Annotated in this window: 21 protein-coding genes; 12 read left to right on the top strand and 9 right to left on the bottom strand. The window is 62.9% G+C overall.

From position 1 onward, the window contains the following. Positions 1-101: 101 nt before the first annotated feature. Together AC0QTX_RS12215 and AC0QTX_RS12210 are read right to left on the bottom strand one after the other, a co-directional pair. Positions 102-392 carry a hypothetical protein gene (locus AC0QTX_RS12215; protein WP_474604101.1) on the bottom strand — a complete coding sequence of 97 codons (291 nt, stop codon included), beginning with the start codon at positions 390-392 and terminating at the stop codon, positions 102-104. A gap of 221 nt (positions 393-613) precedes the next feature. After that, positions 614-1,033, bottom strand: coding sequence for a DoxX family protein (locus tag AC0QTX_RS12210; RefSeq protein WP_474604114.1), 420 nt, complete (start codon positions 1,031-1,033; stop codon positions 614-616). Positions 1,034-1,285: 252 nt separating this feature from the next. On the opposite strand from AC0QTX_RS12210, the gene AC0QTX_RS12205 reads away from it, so the two are divergent. Next, positions 1,286-2,080 (top strand): DUF1194 domain-containing protein, encoded by a 795-nt coding sequence (locus AC0QTX_RS12205; protein ID WP_474604100.1) that lies wholly within the window; start codon positions 1,286-1,288, stop codon positions 2,078-2,080. Between the two features lie 22 nt (positions 2,081-2,102). Here AC0QTX_RS12205 and AC0QTX_RS12200 read toward each other — a convergent pair whose 3' ends face one another. Continuing rightward, positions 2,103-3,089 carry a Bug family tripartite tricarboxylate transporter substrate binding protein gene (locus AC0QTX_RS12200; RefSeq protein ID WP_474604099.1) on the bottom strand — a complete coding sequence of 329 codons (987 nt, stop codon included), beginning with the start codon at positions 3,087-3,089 and terminating at the stop codon, positions 2,103-2,105. A 210-nt stretch (positions 3,090-3,299) separates the two neighbouring features. Here AC0QTX_RS12200 and AC0QTX_RS12195 point away from each other — a divergent pair, with 210 nt between their 5' ends. Next, positions 3,300-3,557 carry a hypothetical protein gene (locus tag AC0QTX_RS12195; RefSeq protein WP_474604098.1) on the top strand — a complete coding sequence of 86 codons (258 nt, stop codon included), beginning with the start codon at positions 3,300-3,302 and terminating at the stop codon, positions 3,555-3,557. Between the two features lie 78 nt (positions 3,558-3,635). On the opposite strand, the gene AC0QTX_RS12190 is transcribed toward AC0QTX_RS12195, so the two are convergent. Both AC0QTX_RS12190 and cphA read right to left on the bottom strand, forming a co-directional pair. Next, positions 3,636-4,490: a cyanophycinase gene (locus AC0QTX_RS12190; protein ID WP_474604097.1), complete on the bottom strand. Its 855-nt coding sequence runs from the start codon at positions 4,488-4,490 to the stop codon at positions 3,636-3,638. 89 nt (positions 4,491-4,579) lie between these two features. Beyond that, a complete protein-coding gene (cphA, locus tag AC0QTX_RS12185) occupies positions 4,580-7,471 on the bottom strand; it encodes a cyanophycin synthetase (protein WP_474604096.1) in 2,892 nt (963 codons plus the stop codon). A gap of 505 nt (positions 7,472-7,976) precedes the next feature. Between cphA and AC0QTX_RS12180 the strand changes: the two genes are divergently transcribed. Continuing rightward, entirely contained in the window at positions 7,977-9,611 is a 1,635-nt protein-coding gene (locus tag AC0QTX_RS12180) for an alpha-D-glucose phosphate-specific phosphoglucomutase (RefSeq protein WP_474604095.1), read from the top strand. A gap of 25 nt (positions 9,612-9,636) precedes the next feature. On the opposite strand, the gene AC0QTX_RS12175 is transcribed toward AC0QTX_RS12180, so the two are convergent. Then, positions 9,637-10,050: a VOC family protein gene (locus tag AC0QTX_RS12175; RefSeq protein ID WP_474604113.1), complete on the bottom strand. Its 414-nt coding sequence runs from the start codon at positions 10,048-10,050 to the stop codon at positions 9,637-9,639. Between the two features lie 343 nt (positions 10,051-10,393). On the opposite strand from AC0QTX_RS12175, the gene AC0QTX_RS12170 reads away from it, so the two are divergent. Beyond that, positions 10,394-10,774: a hypothetical protein gene (locus tag AC0QTX_RS12170; RefSeq protein WP_474604094.1), complete on the top strand. Its 381-nt coding sequence runs from the start codon at positions 10,394-10,396 to the stop codon at positions 10,772-10,774. Here the strand turns inward: AC0QTX_RS12170 and AC0QTX_RS12165 are convergent. Next, the gene (locus AC0QTX_RS12165) at positions 10,771-11,838 is read right to left on the bottom strand and encodes a LacI family DNA-binding transcriptional regulator (RefSeq protein ID WP_474604093.1); all 1,068 of its coding nucleotides are present in this window, start codon (positions 11,836-11,838) and stop codon (positions 10,771-10,773) included. The genes AC0QTX_RS12170 and AC0QTX_RS12165 overlap by 4 nt on opposite strands. A gap of 257 nt (positions 11,839-12,095) precedes the next feature. Here AC0QTX_RS12165 and AC0QTX_RS12160 point away from each other — a divergent pair, with 257 nt between their 5' ends. From AC0QTX_RS12160 to AC0QTX_RS12130, 7 genes are all read left to right on the top strand, one after another. After that, complete coding sequence (locus AC0QTX_RS12160; RefSeq protein WP_474604092.1) at positions 12,096-13,616, top strand: sugar ABC transporter ATP-binding protein; 1,521 nt, start codon at positions 12,096-12,098, stop codon at positions 13,614-13,616. Then, entirely contained in the window at positions 13,613-14,611 is a 999-nt protein-coding gene (locus tag AC0QTX_RS12155; protein WP_474604091.1) for an ABC transporter permease, read from the top strand. The genes AC0QTX_RS12160 and AC0QTX_RS12155 overlap by 4 nt, the downstream gene beginning before the upstream one ends. Positions 14,612-14,678: 67 nt before the next feature. Continuing rightward, a complete protein-coding gene (locus AC0QTX_RS12150; RefSeq protein ID WP_474604090.1) occupies positions 14,679-15,629 on the top strand; it encodes a substrate-binding domain-containing protein in 951 nt (316 codons plus the stop codon). Between the two features lie 123 nt (positions 15,630-15,752). Further along, entirely contained in the window at positions 15,753-16,814 is a 1,062-nt protein-coding gene (locus AC0QTX_RS12145; protein WP_474604089.1) for a sugar phosphate isomerase/epimerase family protein, read from the top strand. A 17-nt stretch (positions 16,815-16,831) separates the two neighbouring features. After that, a complete protein-coding gene (locus tag AC0QTX_RS12140) occupies positions 16,832-18,007 on the top strand; it encodes a Gfo/Idh/MocA family protein (RefSeq protein WP_474604088.1) in 1,176 nt (391 codons plus the stop codon). A 121-nt stretch (positions 18,008-18,128) separates the two neighbouring features. Then, entirely contained in the window at positions 18,129-18,539 is a 411-nt protein-coding gene (locus AC0QTX_RS12135) for a Fur family transcriptional regulator (protein ID WP_474604087.1), read from the top strand. A gap of 198 nt (positions 18,540-18,737) precedes the next feature. After that, the gene (locus AC0QTX_RS12130; protein WP_474604086.1) at positions 18,738-19,190 is read left to right on the top strand and encodes a Fur family transcriptional regulator; all 453 of its coding nucleotides are present in this window, start codon (positions 18,738-18,740) and stop codon (positions 19,188-19,190) included. Between the two features lie 82 nt (positions 19,191-19,272). On the opposite strand, the gene AC0QTX_RS12125 is transcribed toward AC0QTX_RS12130, so the two are convergent. After that, positions 19,273-22,362, bottom strand: coding sequence for an efflux RND transporter permease subunit (locus AC0QTX_RS12125; protein WP_474604085.1), 3,090 nt, complete (start codon positions 22,360-22,362; stop codon positions 19,273-19,275). Positions 22,363-22,371: 9 nt separating this feature from the next. Further along, positions 22,372-23,505 (bottom strand): efflux RND transporter periplasmic adaptor subunit, encoded by a 1,134-nt coding sequence (locus AC0QTX_RS12120; protein ID WP_474604084.1) that lies wholly within the window; start codon positions 23,503-23,505, stop codon positions 22,372-22,374. A 163-nt stretch (positions 23,506-23,668) separates the two neighbouring features. Here AC0QTX_RS12120 and AC0QTX_RS12115 point away from each other — a divergent pair, with 163 nt between their 5' ends. Then, positions 23,669-24,241, top strand: coding sequence for a TetR/AcrR family transcriptional regulator (locus AC0QTX_RS12115; protein ID WP_474604083.1), 573 nt, complete (start codon positions 23,669-23,671; stop codon positions 24,239-24,241). The last annotated feature ends 4 nt before the right edge of the window (positions 24,242-24,245 follow it).

Genomic DNA, 24,245 nt, shown 5'->3' with positions numbered 1-24,245 from the left:
GGCAAAATTCCGCAAAGGAAGGCAAATCCTATGACCGGTGTCCTCTTTGAGCCGGGAAGGGGATCCCCGAAGTTACTGTTAACCCCCCTTGCTGTGAGGTCTCATTCCGGTTGAGCGTGATCTTCCAACGTTTGAATCAGTTCCAGGCATTTTTCAGCCACGATGGCCGAAACCTTGGGGTCTCCTTGGAGGTGGCGCATGGCAACGGCATTCGCCTGCTCGAAAAGATCCGTCAGATTGCCGGATATGAAAGGGCGCGAGCTCGGAAAATCGAAGGTCCTGCTCTCGGACCGGGATTTGGATCTTGAAGGACGCTTCGGCTCGAAAAGGCCCAGCACCTCGCACCGGTCGGCGATCTTCTTGAGATCCTTGAAGGCGATGATTTCGGCCATATTCTGCCTCCTACGCAACGAACTGCCCATGCTCTTAACGCTTTTCCCGCGCAAAGTTCATGCGCCGTCACCTAAAATTATAGAGTTGACGACAGGCATTCCACTTCATCGTCACAGGGGTCAGGCGCGATACCCAACTCTTCCGGGGTAGGATGCGAAGCTGCCACCAGGAAACTCCGCCGGGAAGCGGGACGCTCCTGAGAACAGCCGGACGCGGCCGGCTAGCGCTCCCAGGAATGTCGTGGCCCTGCAGGCTGCCTGGCCCCATCGATGCTCAAGCTGCCCGGACCGGTGAAGACGAGCAGGAGAAACACGAAACAGAACAGGATGGACGCATCGCCGCCGTTCAGGACGGGATAGAAACTTTGGCGGGCATGAAACATCCAGTACGCCACGGCCATCTCGCCGGCGAGCACGAAAGCGACGGCCCTGGTGAACAATCCCACCAGGATCAGCAGCCCGCCGACGAATTCCAGGATGGCCCCGATGCCGAAGAGCGACAGGAGAGGCGGCGTACCTCCTTCGGGGGGCGATGGAAAGCCGAAGAGCTTCTGCGTTCCATGCTCCATGAAGAGCAGCGCCGTGACGATCCTCAGAGCGGCCAAGGCGTAAGGGGACCAGCGATCGAGCGTAGACGACATCGGCGGGAGTTCCTTCTGAGCCCCGCCGGCCACGACGGGTCGAAACATCATGCCGCCCATATAAAGCGCAGGGACGGGAGGGGAAGCCCGTCTGGCGCGACGTTGCCCTCCCGCGCTCGTGTGAAGGCGAGCACGGGCTTTCACATGGAAATCACGTTAAATTGACGGCCGTCGGACCTTTCTGATGGCCGTCAAACCTTGTCGGCTGAAGGTTTCCTGTCAGCTTCTTGCGTCTGGCAAACGGAGGCAGGGATGAATCGAAGGCTTCTTGGCGCTCTCGCGGCCGTCATGGCGGGCCTGTGGCTGAGCGCACCTGGTGCCCGGGCTGAGACCGAGGTCGATGTCGCGCTCGTGCTCGCCGTGGACGTGTCGCGCTCCATGGATCCCGATGAGCAGGAACTCCAGCGCCAGGGCTTCATGGAGGCCTTCCGCTCCCCGCAGGTGCATGATGCCATCCGCAACGGCATGGTGGGGCGGATCATCGTCACCTATGTGGAATGGTCCGGGGTCGAGTATCAGAACGTCATCGTCCCCTGGACCATCATCGACGGTCCTGAGGGTGCTATGAAATTCGCCGACGGACTGAGCAGCAACCCGATCGGCCGGATCCGGAGAACCTCGATCTCCGGTGCCATCGATTTCGGCGTGAAGCTCCTTGAGCAGACCGGCGTGGAGCCGATCCGCAGGGTCATCGACATTTCCGGTGACGGCCCGAACAGCAGCGGCCGGGGTGTCGTGGCGGCACGGGACGAGGCCGTTGCGAAGGGCATCACCATCAACGGACTTCCCATCATGCTCAAGCGGCCGAGCGGCTTCGGCGACATGGAGCATCTCGACCTCTACTACAGGAACTGCGTCATCGGCGGCGAAGGCTCGTTCATCGTGCCGGTGCGGGACCGGCAACATTTCGCCGATGCCATCCGAACCAAGATCATCCGCGAAATCGCGGCACTGCCGGCAAGCCCGATGATCCAGAAAGTTCAGGCCGAGCCGTCGGTGAGCTGCGCCGAGGGCGAGCAGCGGATGTATCGCTGGGACCGCAACTGAGGCGGTCCCAGCGGCCGGCCCGTCATTCCAAGGTGATGTTGGCCGTCCTGATCACCTTCTCCCACTTGGAGCCTTCTTCCTGCATGTAGGAAGCCATCTCAGAAGGCGAGCTCTGGAGCACGTCGATTCCGGCGCCGGTCAGCTTGTCGCGAATGTCCTGCCTCGCGACAACCCGCCGGTACGTGTCGTTGAGCTTGGTGACGATCTCCGGCGACAGGCGAGCCGGGCCGACGAAGCCCTGCCAGGCCCAGGCCTCGAAGCCCGGAAAATCGGCCGCGACGGGAGGCACCCCCGGCAGGCCGGAGAACTCCTTCGGGGAAGCCACGGCGATGGCCTTGATGGGACCGGAGAGTTGCGAACGGGCGGTCGCGAAGTCGATGAACATCATGTCCACCTGCCCCGCGACCAGATCCTGCACGGCGGGAGCGGCACCCCGGTAGGGCACATGAGTGAGCTTGATTCCGGCGCCTTGCGAAAGCAGTTCCGTCGCCAGGTGGAACGGGCTGCCCAAGCCGGGGGTCGCATAATTGATCCGACCGGGCGTCTTCTTCGCCTCGGCGATCAATTCCTGGACGGAGTTCACCGGCAGCTTGCTCGTGTTGACGAGCAGCACGAGCGCGAAGCGCCCGGTCAGGGAGATCGGGCTGAAGTCCTTGTACGGATCGAAGGAGAGCTTGCGATACAGGGAGCGGTTGGTCGCAAAGGTGGCTGAATCTCCCAACAGCAGCGTGTAGCCGTCGGGCTCTGCCCGGGCCACGGCCTCAGCCCCGATATTGGTGCCTGCCCCCGGCTTGTTCTCGACAACGAACTGTTGCCCCAACTGTTCTCCCATGGCGCCGAAGACCAGCCGCGCGAAGAAATCCGTTCCGCCGCCGGCCGCATAAGGGACGGTGACCCGGACCGGCCTTATCGGGTAGTCAGACTGGGCGAAGGCCCGCAACGGTGAAAGTGCCGCGGCTGCGGAGGCAGCCGCCACGGTCGCGAGGAGGCTGCGGCGGGTCTGATTCATGGCGTTCTCCCGAATGTCTTGTTGTTCACGTGGCTCAGGTCCATGGCTTGACATAGGGAGAGCTCATGCGGCGACCAGGGCCGCATCGGGGAAGACGCGGCACGGGTGCACCTTGCGGCATCCAGATTATTTGCCGCTACGCCTGAACACGCGGAGATCCCGGGCATTCAATCGTGAGCGGTTGCGCGTTGACAGAGCGAGAGATGAGCCATGGGCGTGAAGAAGGAAGAAGACGATCTGGTCGATGCCGGCTCGGAATACTCGTTTCCGGCCAGCGACCCGCCGTCCTATATGGGCGGGTCAGCGGTTGCTGGACCGCCCCCGCAGAAGGAGCCGGCGCGGGAGCCCGTTACTCAAGCCGTGTCGGATCCCGACGAGGTGAAGCCGGCGGAGGATGCGCCGCAGGGCACCGATCCGGCCCGGACGGATAAGGCACCGAAACAGGATCACGGGGGCAACAATCCCTAGCCGGGACTGAGCAATCCTGGAACCCAGCCCCAGGACAGAAAGGTTCGAACCGGGACGGACGGTTTCGCGGCGGACTGATCAGCCAGCCGCCTGCGCTTCGATGGCATGGCTCTTCTGCACATCCGGCACTTCCGCGGGACGGCGCTTCGCCAGGTCGAAGGCGTCCCCAGAACTCAGCACGTGCATGCGGATGTCGTACATGGACAGGGAACGTTCCGGCTTCGCCTCGGCGATGTTGGAATGAGTAACGCCTGCCCCGTCGACCACATAGACGCAGCCGTTGCCGATCACCTCGAAGCGCTCGTCTTCCAAGACCAGTGCGGTGTCCTCGTCGATGCCAATCCCGAGCTCGCGGGGATTATGCGCCACTGCACCGAACAGGCGTCCGAACCGGCCGCGTTCCGCGAAATGCTGGTCGATGATGACATTGCGCACGAGGCCAAGGCCCGGCGCCATGTGCAGGTCGCCGATCTTGTACGATTCACCGCTCGTTCCCTTGACGAGCATGGTCTCGCTCATCACAGACGCACCGGCGGATGTTCCCGCCAGCAGGCCGCCGCGGTCGTGGATCTCACGCACCCTCTGCTCGATCGGCGTATCGCCGATCTGGCTCGAGATGCGCAGCTGGTCTCCGCCTGAAAAGAATACGCCGGCAGCCCCATCGAAGAGCCGCAGCTTTTCCGGATCGAGGGTCTCGGCGCGATCCTTCACGTAGATTTCCACCAGATCCGTCACGCCGAGATCGGCGAATGCTCTTTGATAAGCCTCGAAATAGCCCTCCGGCTCATGGGACGCGACGGTTGCGAGGACGAGCCGGCCGCCGTTCATATGCCTGGCGACCTCACGCAGGATGGTGCGCTCACCTTCCTTGTCCTCACCACCGCCGATGATGATGAGCGGTCCTCTCGACTTCTTCCTCGTGCGTTCCGTCATGATCTTGAAAGGTCCCGCTGCAACAGCGATCCGCTCCTCATAAGAAGAGAGGCGGATCGAGCTGTCTGGTTGGATTTCTACGATGCCATTCAGGCGCTTCTGCGCCGGGATTCGGCCTGCCCGTCGGCGCGCTCGATCTCTACATCGAGGGAGCTGAAGGAGCTTGGCCTGAAGTCGAGAACCTGCTGCCACATGGCTTCCACGTCCGTCGGCGTGAGAACCACCAGATCCCCTGGCTGCGCCATCCTCATGCATACACCGGCGGCCTGATCCTCATCCAGGATCCGCGTGATCTTTTCCTCCGGAAAGCCTGCCGCAACCGCTCCTTCGACAAGCAGGCCGATGATCTCGCCCGGCTTGCGGCCGCGGCGGGCCGGATCCTCCCGGAAGATGATCTCATCGAAGTAGCGGGCCGCAAGGGCCCCCATCTCTCGCATGTCGTCGTCGCGACGGTCGCCTGGAATGTTGATCATGCCGATCGTGCGACGATGACGGGAACGCATCTTGAGGATCAGATCGCCCAGAGCCTTAAGGCCTGCCGGGTTGTGGGCATAATCCAGGATGACCCGGAAGCCATGTCCGTCGAAGACGTTGAGGCGGCCGGGGCTGTGCTCGAACGACGTGGTGTAGGTCGACAAAGCCACGCGGATCACTTTGACGGGAACACCCTGAGCATAGGCCATGGCGGCAGCCCCCAGAGCGTTCTGCACGTTGAACTCGGCCAGTCCGTCGAGGGTTGCCGGAATGTCGGCAGCGCGCATCAGGGGAATGCTGTCGCCATCATCGTGAATGACGATCTCGCCGCCGGCGACAACACCGGGCTCACGCACCACCGCGAAGCCGCCGGCATCGATGTGCTCGCGCAGGAAGTCCGGCATGTCCGCTCCCCCACGAAGGGAGAAGTAACCGAGCCTGCCGCCGGCGCGGCGGCGCATGCTCACGCACATGGGGTCGTCCGCATTGAGAATGCTTGTGCCGTTCCGGTGCACGGCCTCGACGACCACCGATTTCACCCAGGCGAGATCTTCGACGGTGTCGATGCCTTTCAACCCCAGATGATCCGGCTGAACATTGGTGACAAGGCCGATATCGCATTCGGAGAAGCCGAGGCCCTCGCGCAGGATGCCGCCGCGGGCCGTCTCCAGCACCGCCACATCCACCGTCGGATCGCGGAGCACCGCGCGCGCGCTCCACGGCCCGGAGGCATCCGCCTCCACCACCCGGTGGCCGTTCATGTAGATGCCCGTCGTCGATGTGAGGCCAACACACAATCCATGCGCGTGCAGGATGTGGCCCACCATGCGCGAGGTGGTGGACTTCCCGTTCGTGCCCGTGATGGCCAGGATCGGAATGCGCGTGGGCGTGCCGCGCGGAAACAGCATCTCCATCACAGGGCGCGCCACGTTGCGCGCTCGCCCCTCCGAAGGTTGCAGGTGCATGCGGAACCCCGGTGCGGCATTGACCTCGATGATGCCGCCGCCCGTCTCGCGAACCGGGCGGCTGATGTCGGGAGCGATGAAGTCGATCCCAGCCACGTCGAGGCCGATGGCCCGCGCGGCGCGGCGGGCTATCAGGGCGTTTTCGGGATGAATGTCGTCGGTGCGGTCGATGGCCGTGCCGCCGGTCGAAAGGTTTGCCGTATCGCAGAGGTACACGACCTGTCCCAGAGCCGGCACGCTGCCAGCATCCATTCCGGCCTTTGCCAACACGCCGAGCACATGATCGTTGATCTTGATGCGCGTCATGACGTTCTCATGACCGTCCCCGCGGCGAGGGTCCTTGTTCACCTCGTCGACAAGAGCGGATATGCTGCGCTCGCCGTCGCCGACGACGTGAGCCGGCACGCGCTCGGCAACCGCCACCAGCTCGCCTTTCACCACAAGAATGCGGTGGTCCCGACCCTTGAAGTAGTTCTCGACGATCACCCGCCGGCTGTGCCGAGCGGCTTCTTCGAAAGCGCGGGCAACCTCGTCAGCCGTCGACAGGTCGATGCTGACGCCGCGTCCATGGTTGCCGTCGAGCGGCTTGACCACGACCGGATAGCCGATCCGCTCGGCCGCCCGTACGGCGTCTTCGGCGTTGCGGACCACATCGCCACGCGGAACCGGCAGGCCGGCATCGGCCAGGAGGCTCTTCGTCAGATCCTTGTCGCCTGCCGCATCGGTGGCGATCTGCGAGGTCATGCTCGTGATGCTGGCCCGAATGCGCTTCTGATGGCGCCCGGTGCCGAGCTGCACGAGACTCTGGTCGTCAAGGCGCAGGACAGGAATGCCCCGCCGCTCGGCTTCCTGCACGAGGGAGAGCGTCGTCGGGCCAAGCGCCGTGCGGCGATGCACGTATCGAAGCGCCTTGAGGGCGGAATTCAGGTTGAATGGGCCCCTGAAAGCGGGCTCGTCGGGGTCCTTGTAGATGCGGTCGAGACCTGTGATGCCCTGAAGCTCGGGCGGGAGCAGCGAATCGACGAGCTGCAGGGCCAATCGGCCGGCCACCAGGGCCGTCTGCTCCTCAAGGTAGGCATACATGACATTGTAGACGCCGGCCTCGCCCTTGACGGACCGAGTCTTCCCCCGCGTGACGCGCGAGCCGATCAGAGTCTGGAGTTCGAGCGCGATATGCTCGCCAACGTGGCCGAGCCAAGTGCCCTCCTCGAGGCGGCGGACCAAACCGCCCGCCTCGCGGAAGCTGCAGCCGTGTCCGTGCAGGCCCGGGAGGAGCGCGAGAAGCCGCTCAGTGAAGCCCGGCAGACGATTGGACGGCCATTCCTCCAGGGAGCCGAGATCGAGCTTAATGCGGATCATGGGCGTGAGGCTGTAGAGATGAGCCCCCCGGTAGACGCCGCGCTCGATCACGCGCATCGGGCTCTCAACCGTTTTCGCGGCTACGTCCGCCCGTGAAACCTGGGCGCCGGAATTGTCATTGTGATCCGCCAGTTGGCTCATGGCTTCTCCAGAGCCGGCCTGTGCTTGAAGATCATCGCCCATTGTATGGAGCTCCTAACGATAGAACGAAAAGACGGCTCCGCTCCTTTGCAGGCCGCGTGACGTCGACGCCTCTATTTGATTTTCAACGATGAAAGAGCATGCAGAATGCACTTGGGTGCTGTTCAATCCGTCAGCAACAGCCTTTGTTCCAGTACATGACGCGGCTTTTATTCCAGAACTGCTCGCCATTAACATAAGTTATGTTTTTCTGCGGCCAACGTGGCGCATCTTGCTTGTTTAATGCCCTCAAATACGTGCCGCATCACTGTATTGTGCCTCTGTAATGCTGTGAATAAGCATGCGGCAGCATAGGATACCTTGCTTCTGCCTGAAGCCATGGGGAAGATGTCTTTAGTTGAAAGTCAAAAATTCCTTCATCCTGCTTTCATCTCTGTAGTGGCATCTGGCTGGCGCGACCCTAAAATGGCTGCAAGCCCTGCCAAGGGCGTGACGAGCATTCGAGAACCGGCCTCAAAGAGCCTACTCAAGGAAGTGACCAGCATCGATGGTGACCACCAGCAGCATCCCGACAACACCGTTTTCCGATCAGCGCCCCGGCACCTCCGGCTTGCGCAAGAAGGTCACCGTCTTTCAGCAGCCCCGGTATGTGGAAAACTTCGTCCAGGCGATCTTCGACAATGTTGAGGGCGCTCAGGGCTCGACCCTGGTGATCGGCGGCGACGGCCGCTACTTCAACGCTTCCGTGGTCCAGACCGCCATCAGGATGGCGGCCGCCCATGGCTTCGGCCGCGTTCTTGTCGGACAGAAGGGACTTCTGTCCACGCCGGCCGCCTCCTGCGTGATCCGAAAGCACAAGGCGATCGGCGGCCTCGTTCTCTCCGCCAGCCACAACCCGGGCGGGCCGGATGCCGATTTCGGCATCAAGTTCAACATGGCCCATGGCGGGCCGGCTCCGGAATCCTTCACGGAGGCCGTGTTCAAGCGGGCAAGCGCCATCACCGCGTACAAGATCGTCGATGCTCCCGACATCGACCTCAACCGCATCGGCCCGACCAAGGTCGGCGAGATGACCGTCGAGGTCATCGATCCCGTGGCTGATTACGCTGAGTTGATGGAGCAGCTGGTCGATTTCGAGAAGATCGCCGATCTGTTCCGCTCCGGTTTCCGCATGCGCTTCGATGCCTTGAGCGCCATCACCGGCCCCTACGCGAAGGCAATTCTCGAGAACCGTCTCGGCGCACCGGCGGGCACTGTGGTCAACGGAGAGCCGAAGCCCGATTTCGGCGGTCACCATCCCGATCCCAATCCTGTGCATGCCCATGATCTCATGGAGCTGATGCTCGGCCCCGACACGCCCGATTTCGGCGCGGCCTCCGACGGCGACGGCGACCGCAACATGATCGTCGCACCAGGGCTCTTCGTGACGCCGAGCGACAGTCTTGCGATCCTCACGAGCCATGCGCATCTCGCGCCGGGCTATGCCAAGGGCTTGGCCGGTGTCGCCCGGTCCATGCCGACGAGTCGCGCCGCCGACCGGGTGGCCGAAAAGCTCGGGATCAACTGCTTCGAGACCCCCACGGGCTGGAAGTTCTTCGCCAACCTTCTGGACGCGGGGCTCATCACCCTCTGCGGCGAGGAGAGTGCGGGCACGGGCTCCAGCCACATCCGCGAGAAGGACGGGCTATGGGCCGTGCTGCTCTGGCTCAACATCCTGGCCGTCACCAGAAAGCCGGCTGATCAGATCGTGCGCGAGCACTGGACCACCTTCGGCCGCGACTACTACACCCGCCATGACTACGAGGAGCTCGAGACCAGTCCTGCCAACGAGCTGATGGACGCTCTCCGAAAGAAGCTGCCCACCCTTCCCGGTCAGCGCTTCGGCAGCCTCACGGTCCAATCCTGCGACGACTTCGCCTATACCGATCCTGTCGACCAATCCGTGACGCCGAAGCAGGGCATCCGCATCCTCTTCAAGGAGGATGCCCGCGCCGTGTTCCGTCTGTCGGGAACCGGCACGTCGGGCGCGACGCTGCGGGTCTATCTGGAACGCTTCGAGCCGAATACCGACCGGCACGACCTGCCGACCGCCGAAGTTCTGGCTCCCGTCGTGCAGGCGGCGAACGAGATTGCTGAGATCGCGGCGCGCACCGGGCGGAATGAGCCCAGCGTCGTCACCTGACCCTGCTCTGCCCGGGCTCTGGCCATCAGTACGTGGCCCAGAGCCCGGGCGTCGCCAGTTCGAGGACGTGCCCGTCGGGATCGCGGAAATAGAGGCTGGTGCCGCCCCGCGGCCAGGTCACCCGACTCTCGACGGGAATGCCCTGCTCTTCCAGCCTCTCCTCCCATGCGGCAAGCTCGCCGGGCGCAACGGCGAAGCCGACATGCAGCGGGCCGTGCCCGTCATGGCCGGGAATCGTGCCGCCGGGGGTCGTCATGTCCCCGCTCGACCCGCCCCGGAGAAAGACGAGGAGCACGCCCCTGCCACCGACATCGAACGCACACATGCGTTGATTGGCCAGCAGGAGCGGCAGGCCGAGTCTGGCTTCGTAGAACTCCCTGGCGCGGGATAGATCGTCGACATAGAGAGCGGATTCGAGCACGGCGTTCAGCTTCGGCATAGCGGACCTCATGCATTCAGGCGCCGCCCATTTGGCCTTCCGCGCGACTGTTCTGTCCAGTGTTCCCGGAGGCCTGAATACGGCAGCGAGGCGAAAAATTAGGCAATGATGCTGACCTTTTAATCTTGATCCTCACCGGCGCATTCCCTAATTATTGCAGTGCAGCACGGCGATTGGCGTCGCCGCGTTGCAGCCCTTCTAGGGCGTTTCCTCCCTAAACTTCGGGCCGTTGGCAACAACGGCCTTTTTTCTTGCCCGTACAATGGCTTCCACCTGGAAGAGGTGGCAGGAACCTCGCACTCCCCCAGTGGTTTCCCCATCAGCGGATCCCGGGAGAGCCTTCATGTCCACTCGTTCAGACAACCCCAATCAGACAGACATTCCTCGGACGCACACGATCAAACCGGTGGATCCTCCTCCTATGAACGAGGGCTCGACCACGGCGCAGCTGAAAGGCGACATCAACAGCGGCCGCACGGGGGACAAGAACGAGGTGTTCGACCCCGGCCTGTCGCCGCTCGGCACAGATGATGAAGCCGGTGGCAATCCGATGAAGCCGGAGCAGGTCGACATCGCCCGGCATCAGGAATCATCGGTGCGCTGGCAGAACGGCAACGCCAAGGACAGCTATGCACACCGGAACTCACGCAAAGCGCTTACCGGCTATATCGGGTTCATCGCCCTCGTGCTGGTGCTGTTCGTCGGGGCCTTTTCGCTGTTCTAGGACCGGCCGGGCGGCGCGACGCTGTCCCGGATGACTAGCTCTGTCTCAAGCCGGATCTGCTTAGGCGCCGGGCGTCCCTGCAGGAGATCGATGAGAACCGTCGCGGCCCCCTGTCCGAGCTCCCGCCGCGGCTGACGGATCGTGGTCAGCGACGGCTCGGCTACGGCGGCGAATTCGATATCGTCGAAGCCCGCAACCGAGATATCCTGCGGCACCCGCAATCCGGCGGAGAGGAGGGTGCGCATCAGCCCGATCGCCATTTCGTCGCTGGTGCAGAAGACCGCCGTCGGGCGGATGGTCCTGGCAACCAGTCCCTGGCCGGCCGCCACGCCGGACTCGATCGTGTAGTCGCCGGGGATCACCAGCGCCGGATCGAAGGGCAGGCCTGCGGCCTCCAACCCGTCCTTGAACCCTAAGAAGCGCTCCCGCTCCAGGATGTTGTAGGCCGGTCCGCTCACATAGGCGATGCGCCGGTGTCCCAACCCGGCCAGATGCTGGGTCATGCGTGAGGCGGCAGCGCGGTTGTCGATCCCGATCTGCGGAATATCGGCACCCGGGATCGCCTCGCACAAAGCCACGAGCGGGACCGTGATCCGGGCAGACTGCCCCTCCCCTTCGCGGGTCTGCCCGAACAGGTGGCCGTTGAGGAGAATGGCGCCGTCCACGCGACCCGCCGCCGTGAAGGCTGCGAAATGCGCCTCCTTCTCGGGCGAGCCATCGAGATCGCTGATGATCATCCCATAGCCGGCCTCGAAGAGCGTCTCCTCGATGCCGCGCAGGATCTTGGAAAAGAAGGTGTTCGACAGATCCGGCAGCACCACCAGCACCATGAAGGTCTTCTGCGAGCGCAAGGACCGGGCGGCGGGGTTGGGTACGTAACCGATCTTGGCGATGGCCTCCAGCACCCGGGCACGGGCCTCGGGAGACACCCGCTCCGGCGTCGCGAGCGCCCGGCTCACGGTCGCGGTCGAGACGTCGGCAAGCCGGGCGACATCCTGGATTCGCGCGGCACGGATCCGCGGTTCCTCTGGCTCAGCCCTGTCCCCCTGTCCCAAATCGTCCATGGTTTTCCCCCGACTATGGTTCTGTTTGACAGATGCCATCATTTCGGTAAAGTTGCATGTAATCGATTACATGGGGTTGTTGTCGAGCGGTTCGACAGCTCTACTTCAGAAAGAGTCCCGTCAGAGGACTGATCGACAAGCAGGAGGAAATGAATGCCCGCTCCCGTGCCGTCCAGCTGATCCGCATCCGGTAGAGACTTCTTGCAACCGCCTTCAAACGATCGAAGGCGAGCGACATCGCTCATCCGGAGCAGGTGATGGATTCCGTTCTTCGCGCAGAGAACATCTCGAAATCCTTCGGACCCATTGAGGTTCTGAGCGGCATTTCGCTCGAACTGAGGCCTGGCGAGGTTCATGCCGTCATCGGCGAGAACGGGGCCGGCAAATCGACCCTTATGCGCATCCTGTCGGGACATCTTCCGCCCACGAAGGGAAACCTGCACCTCGACAATCAGCCGATCACCTTCTCGGGTCCTGTGGATGCCGAGGCTCACGGCATCGTTCTGGTGCATCAGGAGATCCTGCTCGCTCCGGATCTGACCGTTGCGCAGAATCTCTTTCTGGGTCGTGAGATCAGGCGCTTCGGCTTTGTGGACGACAAGGCCATGCGCGCGAGGGCGCACACTATCCTGCATGAGCTCGGCACCAGTATCGATCCCGACCGGGAGGTCCGCCACCTCTCCATCGCCGACCGGCAGCTCGTCCAGATCGCCCGCGCACTGCTTGTGCCGCATAAGATCGTCGCCTTCGACGAGCCGACGGCCGTTCTGACGCCGATCGAGGCCGAGAGCCTCTTCGAGATCATCCGCAGGCTGCGCGCCCAGGGCGTTGCGGTGCTGTACATCTCCCATCGCCTGAACGAGGTGAAGGCGGTTGCCGACCGCGTCACGGTTCTGCGCGACGGGCGTCACGTTGTGACCCGCGACATCGAAGGTCTCGAGCCTCTCGAGATGGCCCGCCTCATGGTCGGCCGCGACATGTCCAAGCTCTATCCTGAGAAGCCTGCGACCGCCTCCGACCAGACGGTCCTCGCCGTCCGCGACATGGTTGTGCCAGGCTTCGTGGAGAACGCGTCCTTCGTCCTTCACCGTGGCGAGATCCTCGGCTTCGGCGGCCTGATCGGCGCCGGCCGCACCGAACTTTTCGAGGCTCTGGTGGGCCTGCGGCCCGGCCACGGCACCATCACTCTCGACGGCAGACAAGTTCAATTCCGCGATGCACGGGAGGCCATGGCGGCCGGGATCGTGTACCTTTCCGAGGACCGGAAGGGCAAGGGCCTGCTCCTGCAGCAGAACCTTCGGATCAATCTCTCCCTCGCAGCTTTGGACAAGTTCAGCCGCGGGTCCTTCATCGACGTGGCCGCCGAGGAGACGGCGCTCGATGGGGCTATCAAGGATTTCGACATCCGCACCCGAAGCCGCGACCTGCTGGCAGGCCAGCTGTCCGGCGGCAATCAGCAGAAGCTCCTGCTCGCCAAGATGATGCTGCTGGAGCCGCGCATCGTCATCATCGACGAACCGACCCGAGGCGTCGATATCGGCACGAAGGAGCAGATCTACCGCTTCATCGCGTCCCTTGCGGCGGAGGGCAAGGCCGTCGTGGTCATCTCCTCCGAGATGCAGGAGCTGATCGGCCTCTGCCACCGGGTCGTCGTGATGCGCAACGGCCGCGTCGCAGGCGAAGTCGCGCAAGGCGATCTGTCGGAAGACGCAATCGTTTATCTCGCCACAGGCGTTCACGAGGAGAGGGCGGCGGAAATCGCCGCGGGCCACGCATGACCGAAACCGTGCTTCCCACCCGCGCCGAAAAGCGCAAGTTCAAGATGGACATGCGGGCTCTCTCGCCCTTCATCGCACTCATCGTGCTGATCATCGCAGGCGCGCTGATCAATCCCGATTTTCTCACCGCCTCGAACCTGCTCAACGTGGTGACCCGCTCGGCCTTCATCGCTATCATCGCGGTGGGTGCAACCTTCGTGATCGCCGGGGGCGGGCTTGATCTCTCCGTCGGCTCCATGGCGGCACTGACCGCCGGCGTCATGATCCTGACCCTGAACAATCTCGGCGGCGGGGACATGGGCACGCTGGCGCTTGGGTTGCTCGCCGCCATCGCGCTCGGTGCTGCCTGCGGACTGGCCAACGGTCTCATCGTCACCTTCGGGCGCATCGAACCTTTCATCGTGACGCTGGGCACCATGGGGATATTCCGCTCCCTGGTCATCTGGCTGGCGGCCGGCGGGACCATCACCATGCGCAATTTCGAACTGCGCGAACTCTATCGGCCCGTGTATTTCGGCAGCATCTTCGGCATTCCCTATCCGATCATCGCCTTTCTCGTGGTGGCCGCCATCGGGGCGCTGATCCTCTACCGCACCTCCTTCGGCCGCCATGTGGTGGCGCTCGGCTCCAATGAGGATGTGGCCCGCTATTCCGGCGTGCCGATCTGGCGCGTGCGCACGCTGACCTACATCATCCAGGGCATCTGCGTCGGCATCGCCGTGCTGGTCTACGTGCCGCGCCTCGGCTCGGCCACCCCGACCACGGGCCTGCTGTGGGAACTGCAGGCCATCACGGCCGTGGTCATCGGCGGCACGGCCCTGAAGGGCGGCATCGGCCGCATCTGGGGCACCGTCGTCGGCGCGGTGATCCTCGAACTCGTCGCCAACATCATGGTGCTGTCGAACTTCGTCTCCGAGTTCCTCGTGGGCGCGGTTCAGGGTGCCATCATCATTATCGCCATGCTCGTGCAGCGGTCAGTCCACCGCGGGCGATGAAACCGGGCTAAGCCCACCGGAAAAGGGACGAAGGGCTTAAAAAACCAACCCTCCAGGGAGGAATGAGATGAAAGCAACTGTACTGAAGTTCGCAATGGCGGCAGGCCTGATGGCAGGCGTCGCCACCGGCGCGATGGCCCAGCAGAAGAACGTGACGATCGGCGTCTCGATCCCGGCCGCAACTCATGGCTGGACCGGCGGCGTCGTCTACCACGCGCAGGAAACCGCCAAGCAGCTCGAAAAGGGCTATCCCGGCCTGAAGGTCGTCGTGAAGACCTCGCCGGACGGCGCATCCCAGGCGAATGCCCTCGACGACCTCACCTCGCAGAAGGTCGACGCTCTCGTGGTCCTGCCCTTCAACTCGGACGAGCTCACGAATCCCATGCGCGAGATCAAGAAGCGCGGGACTTTCGTCACGATCGTCGATCGTGGCCTCAAGGATCCGTCCATCCAGGACATCTATGTCGCCGGCAACAATCCGGAATTCGGCCGGGTCGCCGGCAAGTACTTCGTCGACAACCTGAAGCAGGGCAACGTCGTCGTCTTCCGTGGCATTCCCACCGTAATCGACGAGGAGCGCGTGACGAATTTCGAGAAGGCCCTCGAGGGTTCCGGCGTGAAGGTCATCGACAAGCAGTATGCCAACTGGAACCGTGACGATGCCTTCAAGGTGATGCAGGACTTCCTGTCCAAGCATCCGAAGATCGACGCGGTGTGGGCGTCCGACGACGACATGGCGCTCGGTGTCATGGAGGCTATCCGTCAGGCCAAGCGCGAGGACATCAAGTTCGTCCTCGGCGGCGCCGGCATGAAGGACATGGTCAAGAAGGTGATGGACGGGGACAAGATGGTTCCGGCGAACGTGTCCTATCCGCCGTCCATGATTTCCACGGCGATGGGCGTCACTGCCGCGCAATTCTACACCAATGCGCCCATGCGCGGCACATACACCCTCAACGCCGAACTGATCACGAAGGATAACGCCAAGAATCACTACTTCCCGAACTCACCGTTCTAAGCGGCGTGACGCTCTCGCCCCTTCCAGCCGGAAGGGGCGAGGCAACGGCAAGCTGCTCCTGAGAGGGCGGCTTCCCCTTGCCGGCTTCCCCGCCTTCACTCACGCCACATCGGGAGTTCACCCATGAAGACCATGAAGGGCCCCGGCCTTTTCCTTGCGCAGTTCGCAGGCGACGAGGCTCCGTTCAATTCGCTCGACGCGATCTGCCGCTGGGCGGCCTCTCTCGGCTATAAGGGCGTCCAGATCCCCACCTGGGATGCACGCCTCTTCGACCTGAAGAAGGCCGCGGAGTCGGAAGCCTATTGCGACGAGGTGCAGGGCATCGTGCGCTCCCACGGCATGGAGATCACGGAACTCTCCACCCATCTGCAGGGGCAGCTCGTGGCGGTGCATCCGGCCTTCGATGAAGCCTTCGACGGCTTCGCGGCGCCCGAAGTCAGAGGCAACCCGGAGGCGCGGCAGGAATGGGCCGTCAACCAGATGCTGATGGCAGCAAGTGCCTCGAAGCGCTTAGGGCTAAATGTCAGCGTGTCGTTCTCCGGTGCTCTTGCTTGGCCCTTCGTATATCCATGGCCGCAACGCCCTGCCGGTCTCGTCGAGACCGCCTTCGAGGAACTGGGACGGCGCTGGCGGCCGATCCTCGACGCCTATGAGGATGCAGGCTGCGACGTGGCCTACGAGATTCATCCCGGCGAGGACATTCACGACGGCGCCACCTTCGAGCGCTTCGTCGATGCGGTCGGCGGGCATGCGCGGGCCTGCATCAACTACGACCCGAGCCACTTCCTGCTGCAGCAGCTCGACTACATCGCCTTCATCGATCTCTATCACGAGCGCATCAAGGCGTTTCATGCCAAGGACGCGGAGTTCAACCCGTCCGGTCGCGTCGGCGTCTATGGCGGCTACGAGAGCTGGATCAACCGTGCGGGACGCTTCCGCTCGCTCGGCGACGGGCAGGTGGATTTCGGCGCAATCTTCTCCAAGCTCGCCCAGTACGACTACGATTCCTGGGCCGTGCTGGAATGGGAATGCGCCCTCAAGCATCCGGAAGACGGCGCGCGGGAAGGCGCCGAGTTCATCAAGGCGCATATCATCCGTGTGACGGAAAAAGCGTTCGACGACTTCGCCGCTGGCGGGACGGATGAGGCGGCGAACCGCCGGATGCTCGGCATCGGCGCGGCTTAGGTTAAAAGGGGCAGGACATGACGATTGCAGGATCTCCGGATCAGAAGCTGAACCGCCGCTTGCGCCTCGGCATGGTCGGCGGTGGACGCGGCGCCTTCATCGGCGCGGTGCACCGCATCGCCGCCCGCCTTGACGACCGCTGGGAGCTGGTGGCGGGCGCCCTCTCGTCCGATCCGGAGCGCGCCAAAGCTTCCGGCGAGGATCTTCTCCTGAAGCCCGACCGCATCTATGGCGACTTCAACGAGATGGCACGCCGGGAGCGGCGGCTGAAGGACGGAATCGATGCGGTGGCCATCGTCACGCCGAACCACGCGCATGCCGCCGCCGCTCGCGCCTTCCTGAAGGCCGGCATCCATGTGATCTGCGACAAGCCTCTGACCACCACAAGGCGCGAGGCTGATCAACTCGCCAAGCTCGCCCGTGAGTCAGGGCTCATCTTCGCCGTGACCCACAACTACACCGGCTACCCCCTGGTGCGGCAGGCCCGCGCCATGGTGCAGGCGGGAGAATTGGGCGCCATCCGGGTCGTGCAGGTGGAATACGCGCAGGACTGGCTTGCCACCCGGATGGAGGAAACCGGCAGCAAGCAGGCCGAATGGCGCACGGACCCGGCGCGCTCGGGACCTGCCGGCGCCGTGGGCGACATCGGAACGCATGCCTTCAACCTCGCCGAGTTCATCGTCGGCGACGAGGTTGCATCTCTCTCGGCGGAGCTTCACACCTTCGTGGAGGGCCGCAGGCTCGACGACAATGCTCACATGATGCTGCGCTTTGCGTCCGGTGCGAAAGGGATGCTCTGGTGCAGCCAGGTGGCAGCCGGCCTCGAGAACGGTCTCAAGATCCGCGTCTATGGCGAGAAGGCAGGCCTCGAGTGGCACCAGGAGAACCCGAATTACCTCACCTTCTCAGCCTTAGGCGAGCCTCCCCGCATCATCCGCCGCAACGGCTATGGCGCCGATGAGGCCTCCCGCGCGGCATCACGCATTCCCGGGGGACATCCTGAAGGCTATCTCGAAGGCTTCGCTCAGCTGTATACGGACGTGGCCGAGCAGATCACGGCGCGCATCGAGAAGCGCGAGCCCAGTTCCTTTTCGCTTCAGGTCCCCACCGTCGATCAGGGTGTCCGCGGTGTACGTTTCATCGAGGCGGCGGTGCGCTCTTCCCAGCGCAAGGCGGCCTGGGTAGATCTCTAAGCTGCGGCCAATCGAAGTCCTGCCGGCGCAACGCCGGCGGGACTCGGCGCGGATGTCTTGAAATCCCTTCCGCAATCATGACGTATAGGGTGACCACGCCCGGCGGAACCGACGATTTCAGATGGCCCATACGCATCACCACCACAGCCTCGACGACCTCAACGAGACCCAGAAGCGGGTTCATCGGATTCTCTGCTCCGCTCAGAATCCGCTCTCGGCCTACGAGGTCCTCGACAAGATGCGAGGCAAGGGGGCGGTCACCCCACCCACAGTCTACCGGTCGCTGGACAAGCTCATCGAGAAGGGCCTTGCCCACAGGCTTGAGAGCCTAAACGCCTATGTGGCCTGCAAGCATCCCCATCATGAACACGACATGGCTGCCTTCGCCATCTGTGAAAGCTGCGGCTTGGTGAAGGAATTCACCGACCCGCATATCAGCGAGCGCCTGTCCCATTGGAGCGACGATCACGCCTTTTCCGCCAAGAAGGTGACCGTCGAGATCCGCGGCCTGTGCGATACCTGTACGAAGTAAGCTGCCCATGGGAACGTCCCCTGCATCAAAACGTTATTACGTGTATAATCCTTATTGCCACGCTTATATTATGGCTATCATGCTCCTTCCGTTGAGGAAAATGCATCGTTAGAGCATATTTCGCAACGATAGCACATTGTCAGAGCCGTATTTTACCTATATGAATGTATAGGTTCCGTAATAACAGGAGTGTGGCTCATGAGCACCAAGGCCCTCAGGAAGGAAGAAGAGGAAAACCTTCTTCGTCGTGCAGACGATCTGTGCCGGCAGAACAATCTCAGGCTTACGCCGATCCGGGAGCGCGTATACCGCGAGCTGGTCCAGAGCGGCGGCCCGGTTGGGGCTTACGATCTGGTCGACCGCCTCAGCAACGAGAAGAAGCGTCTTGCTCCCGTGACCATCTATCGTGCTCTGGATTTCCTGCGCGACGCAGGTCTCGTCCACCGTCTGGCTACCCAGAATTCCTATGTCATTTCCCATGGCCAGCCGGACATGAACGCGATGAAGATCATGTTCGTGGATGCAAAGACCGGCGAAACCGTCGAGGTTCATTCGACCGAGGTTGCCGAAGCCGTCCGCAAGGCTGCGGAGCAGGCAGGCTTCAAGTCGGTCTCCCCCTTCATGGAAGTCGAGGGCGAGATCGCCCACTAATGCGAGAAGAGGCAGAGTCGGTGCCGACCCTGCCTCTTGAGATGCGACTCAAAAGGCCGGGCAATGCCCGGCCTTTTCTTTGCTATTCCGCTGCAACCGGCTGATGGTGCTTGGCTTCCGCCCGGTTGTTCGTCCGGCCAGCCCGCACGGTCTCCCGTGAGATGAAGGTGTAGAACATCGGCACCACGAAGAGCGTGAAGATCGTCCCGATGGACATGCCGGACGCGATCACCAGACCCATCGAGAAGCGGGCGGCCGCACCGGCGCCGCTGGCATAGAGCAGAGGCGCGACGCCGAGCACCATGGCGGCCGTGGTCATCAGGATCGGGCGCAGACGAACGCGGGCCGCCTCCTCGATGGCCTCACGCTTGCTGACCCCGTGCTTCTCCTTCTGCTCGTTGGCGAACTCCACCATCAGGATGCCGTGCTTGGTGATCAGGCCCACGAGGGTGATCAGGCCCACCTGCGTGTAGATGTTGAGGGTAGCCAGGCCTAAGTTCAGGAAGATCATGGCGCCGAACATGGAGAGCGGAACCGACATCATGATGATGAACGGGTCCCGGAAGCTCTCGAACTGCGCCGCCAGCACCAGGTAGATCACGATGATGGCGAGCCCGAAGGCCAGGAAGATCGAGTTGCCCTCCTGGATCTCCAGGCGCGACTGACCGGCATAATCCTCGTAGAAGCCCTGCGGCATCACTTCCTTCGCGATGGACCGCAAGGTTGCCAGACCTTCCGACGTCGTCACACCCGGCAGAGGCAGGGCCGACAGGGTGGCCGAATTGAGCTGGTTGAACTGCTCGATGGCCGCCGGTGCCGCATCCGTCTTGATGCTGATGAGAGCAGACAGCGGAACCATGGAGCCGTCGGATGCACGGACATAGTACGTGGTCAGCCGCTCCGGGTTCAGGCGATCCTCCTGCCGGACCTGGCTGACGACGTCATAGCTCCTGTTGTCCCGATCGAACTTCGAAATCGGCGCGCCGCCGACGAGAGCGCCCAGCGTGTTGCCGATCTCGGACACGGGCACGCCCAGAGCGGCAGCCCGATCACGGTCGACCGTGATACGGGCGCGCGGCGACTCGTAGGAGATGGAGTTTTGAACGACGATGAACTTGCCGGACTTCATCGCCTGCTGGCGAACCTGCTCCGCAACCTCATAGGCCTGCGAAGACTCACCGATCGTGCGCAGAACGTACTGGATCGGCAGGCCGTCGCCGGCGCCGGGCAGGGACGGAGGCGCGAAGGCGAAAGCCTGAAGGCCAGCATTCTCGTTCAGGAGATTCTGAATGTCCTGCTTGGTCTCGGCGCCCTTCTTCTCGCGCTCGCTCCATTCCTTCAGCTTGAAGCCGAAGAAGCCGCCGCCACCGCCATCGATACCGACGATCAGGAAGCTGTCGTCGATCTCCTTGATCTTCTCCGCCGCATTGGTGAACTGCTTGGAGAAGGCCTGGGTGTAATCGGCTGTTGCGTATTTCGGCGCATTCAGGATGCCGAGGTAGGCGCCCTGATCCTCTTCAGGAGCAAGCTCGGAGGAGGTCTTGGTGAACATGAACGCCGTGGTGCCGAGCAGGACGGCGACGATGACGAGCGTCACGCCGCGATAGTCCAGCGAACCCTTCAGGCGCCGGGCATACCAGTTCTCGAGCCGGGTGAAGACCCGGTCGACGAAGGCCGCGAAGCGCCCCTGGCCACCATGACCCTTCAGCAGCTTCGACGACATCATGGGCGAGAGCGTCACGGCGACGATGCCCGAGATGATCACGGCCCCGGCCAGGGTGAAGGCGAACTCGCGGAAGAGCGAGCCCGTCAGGCCCTGCGTGAAGCCGATGGGGGCATACACCGCCGCCAACGTGACCGTCATGGACACGATCGGCAGGAAGATCTCCTTCATGCCTGTGACCGCTGCATCGACCGGTTTCAATCCCTCTTCGATGTGGCGGTGGATGTTCTCCAGCACCACGATGGCATCGTCGACCACGAGGCCGATGGCGAGCACCATCGCCAGCAGGGTGAGCAGGTTGATCGAGTAACCCAGTGCATAGAGGAAGAAGCATACGCCCACGAGCGAGAGCGGGATCGTCACGATGGGGATCAGCACCGAGCGGAAAGACCCTAAGAACAGCAGGATCACCACCACGACGATGAGCGCCGCCTCGCCGATGGTCTTGAACACCTCCTCGATCGAGGCCGAGATGAAGTTCGACGCATCGTAGACGATCTCGACCGTCATGCCCTGGGGCAGGGTCGAACGAATTCCCTCGATGGCCTTCGTCACCTCCTCGGCAACGGTCAGAGGATTGGCCGAGGGCGTCGGCACGATACCGATGAAGGTGCCTTGGCTGCCGTTGAAACTGACGATGGTGTCCGTGCTCTCAGGCCCGAGCTCCACATCCGCCACATCGCGCAGGCGCACGACCTGATCGCCGTTGGAGCGGATCGGCAATGTGCCGAAAGTCTCAGGCGTCTGCAGAGTGGTCTGCATGTCGAGCCTGTAGGCCACGTACTCGCTCTGGGTCTTGCCGGGCGCTGCGAGGAAGTTGTTGGCCCTGATCGCCGCCACCACGTCGCCGGCGGTCACACCACGAGCGGCCAGACGCACGGGATCGATCCAGACGCGCATGGAGAAGTCGCGTCCGCCGAGGATTTCGGCGTTGCCGACACCCTCAAGGGTCGCGAAGCGGGGCTGGACAACGCGGGTGAGAAATTCGGAGACCTGCTCCGGGTTCATCTCCGTGCTGCCGAAGGTGATGTACATGAGGGCGAAGCTCTGGCCGGTGCCCTTCATGATGACCGGATCTTCAGCCTCGGAGGGAAGCTGCGCGCGGATCTGCTGCACCTTGGAGGTGACCTCGGTGAGCGCCGCATTCGGATCCGTGTTCAGTCGCATGCGCACGGATACCGTGCTGACGCCGAGGCGGCTCTGCGTCGTCACGTAGTCGACGCCTTCCGCGCTCGACACGGACTTGGCGATGGGCGTGCTGATGAAGCCCTGGATCAGGTCGGCGCTGGCGCCCGTATAGACCGTCGTGATCGTGATGGTGGTTTCCTCGACCTCGGGATACTGGCGCACCTGGAGGTTCATCAGACCCTGCGCACCCAGCAGCAGGATCAGGAGGCTCACCACCATCGACAGGACGGGGCGACGGATGAAAAGTTCTGTAAAACTCATGGCTGATGCCTATTGCCCGCTCGCGAGCTTCGTCGTGTCGAGCTTGGTCACATCGATGGTGTTGTCGATCTTGACGGTCGAACCGGCCTGCAGCTTGTTCTGCCCCGAGGCAACCACCTGCTGACCGGCGTTGAGGCCGGTCAGAACCTCAAGAGCCCCGCCGCGGCGGCGGCCGGTCTTCACGAATACCTGCTTGACGACCTGAACCTGCTGGCCCGCCCGCTCTTCCTGCTCGATCGTGTAGACGTAGTCCCCGTAGAGGCTGGTGATAACCGCCGTCTGTGGCAGGGTCATGACGTTCGGCTGCTCCGGCAGGAGCACTTCCACATGAAGGAACTGGCCCGGGAGAATGGCACCATCCTTGTTGTCCTCGATCAGCGCCTGAATGGACACGAGCCGGGTCGCCGGATCGACGCGGGGATCCTTGCCGATGACGCGCCCCTTGAAAGGCAGGTCCGTCTCCGTCACGCCCACGCGGATTTCCTGGCCGAGCTTGATCTCGCCGGCCCGCTGCTCCGGAACAGTAAAGTCGACCTTCATAGACGACAGATCCTGGAAGCTCGCCACTACCGTGCCGGGCTGAAGGTATTGCCCCACATCGATCCTCGAGATGCCGGGAACGCCGCCGAAGGGAGCCTTGAGGGCCTTCTGGTCGATGACGGCGCGAACCTTTGCCTCCTGAGCGCGGGACGTCGCGAGCGAAGCCTCGTTCTGCTCGAAGGTCGCCTCGGCCGTGATGCCACGAGCGGACAGAGCCCGGGACCGGGCGAAACTCGCCTCGGCAAGTTTCACCTGCGCCTGCACATTGGCCAGATCGGCCCGGTCGACCGCATCGTCGAGCTGAACCAGCACCCTACCCTGAGGCACGCGCTCATTTGATTTGAAGTTGATGTCCTTCACCACGCCGCCGACCTGCACGGCCAGCTCGACGCCATTGGCCGCCTTGGCCGTGCCGATAGCGCTGATGCTCGGCTGCCACGTCTTCGCTTCGACCTTCGAGGCCGAGACCGTCTGCGCCGGCTGCTGCATGGTGGCAAAGAACTGGGTGATCATCTTGTCGCGGAAGAAGTTGAACCAGATCAGGCCGCCGCACAGGCCAACCGCGAGGATGAACACAAGACCGACTACAAGGCGCCGTTTCATAGGCTTCTTCCGAGATTGCGAACCCGGATGACTGGGCTCATCTAAGACTAAGGAGGTGCGGCAATAACGCGGCTTTCCCTTGACGCCAATGCCGTGGAACCATTTATATACCGTCTGGACGGTTTAGTCGCAAGTGCGGCAGCGCACAAAACAAGAGTTATAAATGCTGTTTCCCTGTACCAGAGGCCGGAAGAGTTCCCGAGAAAAAATTCTTGACGCGGCAGCGGAGCTTGTCGGCGAGATTGGGGCCGGACGGCTGACGCTCGAGTCCGTGGCCGAAAAGGCTGGGCTCAGCAAGGGCGGGCTTCTCTACAACTTCCCGACCAAGGATGCGCTGCTGCAGGCAATGATTCAGCGCATGATCGACCAGGTTGCCTCCGAGAAGGAAGCTTTGCGCGAAAAGGCCCGCCCTGGCCCTAACTTGGAAGCCCGGATCTTGACCAAGACCCTGCTGAACATATGCTGCGGCGGCAAGATGCAGGACATGGCCACCGGAATGATGGCGGCCACGGCCGAGAATCCCCAGCTTCTCGACCCAGTTCGGCAGGTGATCCGCACCACCCTGGATCAGATCAAGGCAACCTCGGACGACCTCGACGCCGCCCTGCTGGCCTGGCTGGCAACGGAAGGGCTGAGCAGTCTCGAGATGCACAAACTCAGCCCGTTCTCCGATGAGGACCGGGATCGGATCGTTGAAGCCATCGAGCGCCTCGTGACCAAGGGCATTGCGAAGTAGGCGC

The sequence above is a fragment of the Microvirga sp. jy35 genome (genome assembly GCF_056148915.1).
This window is presented reverse-complemented; position numbering and strand designations above follow the sequence as displayed.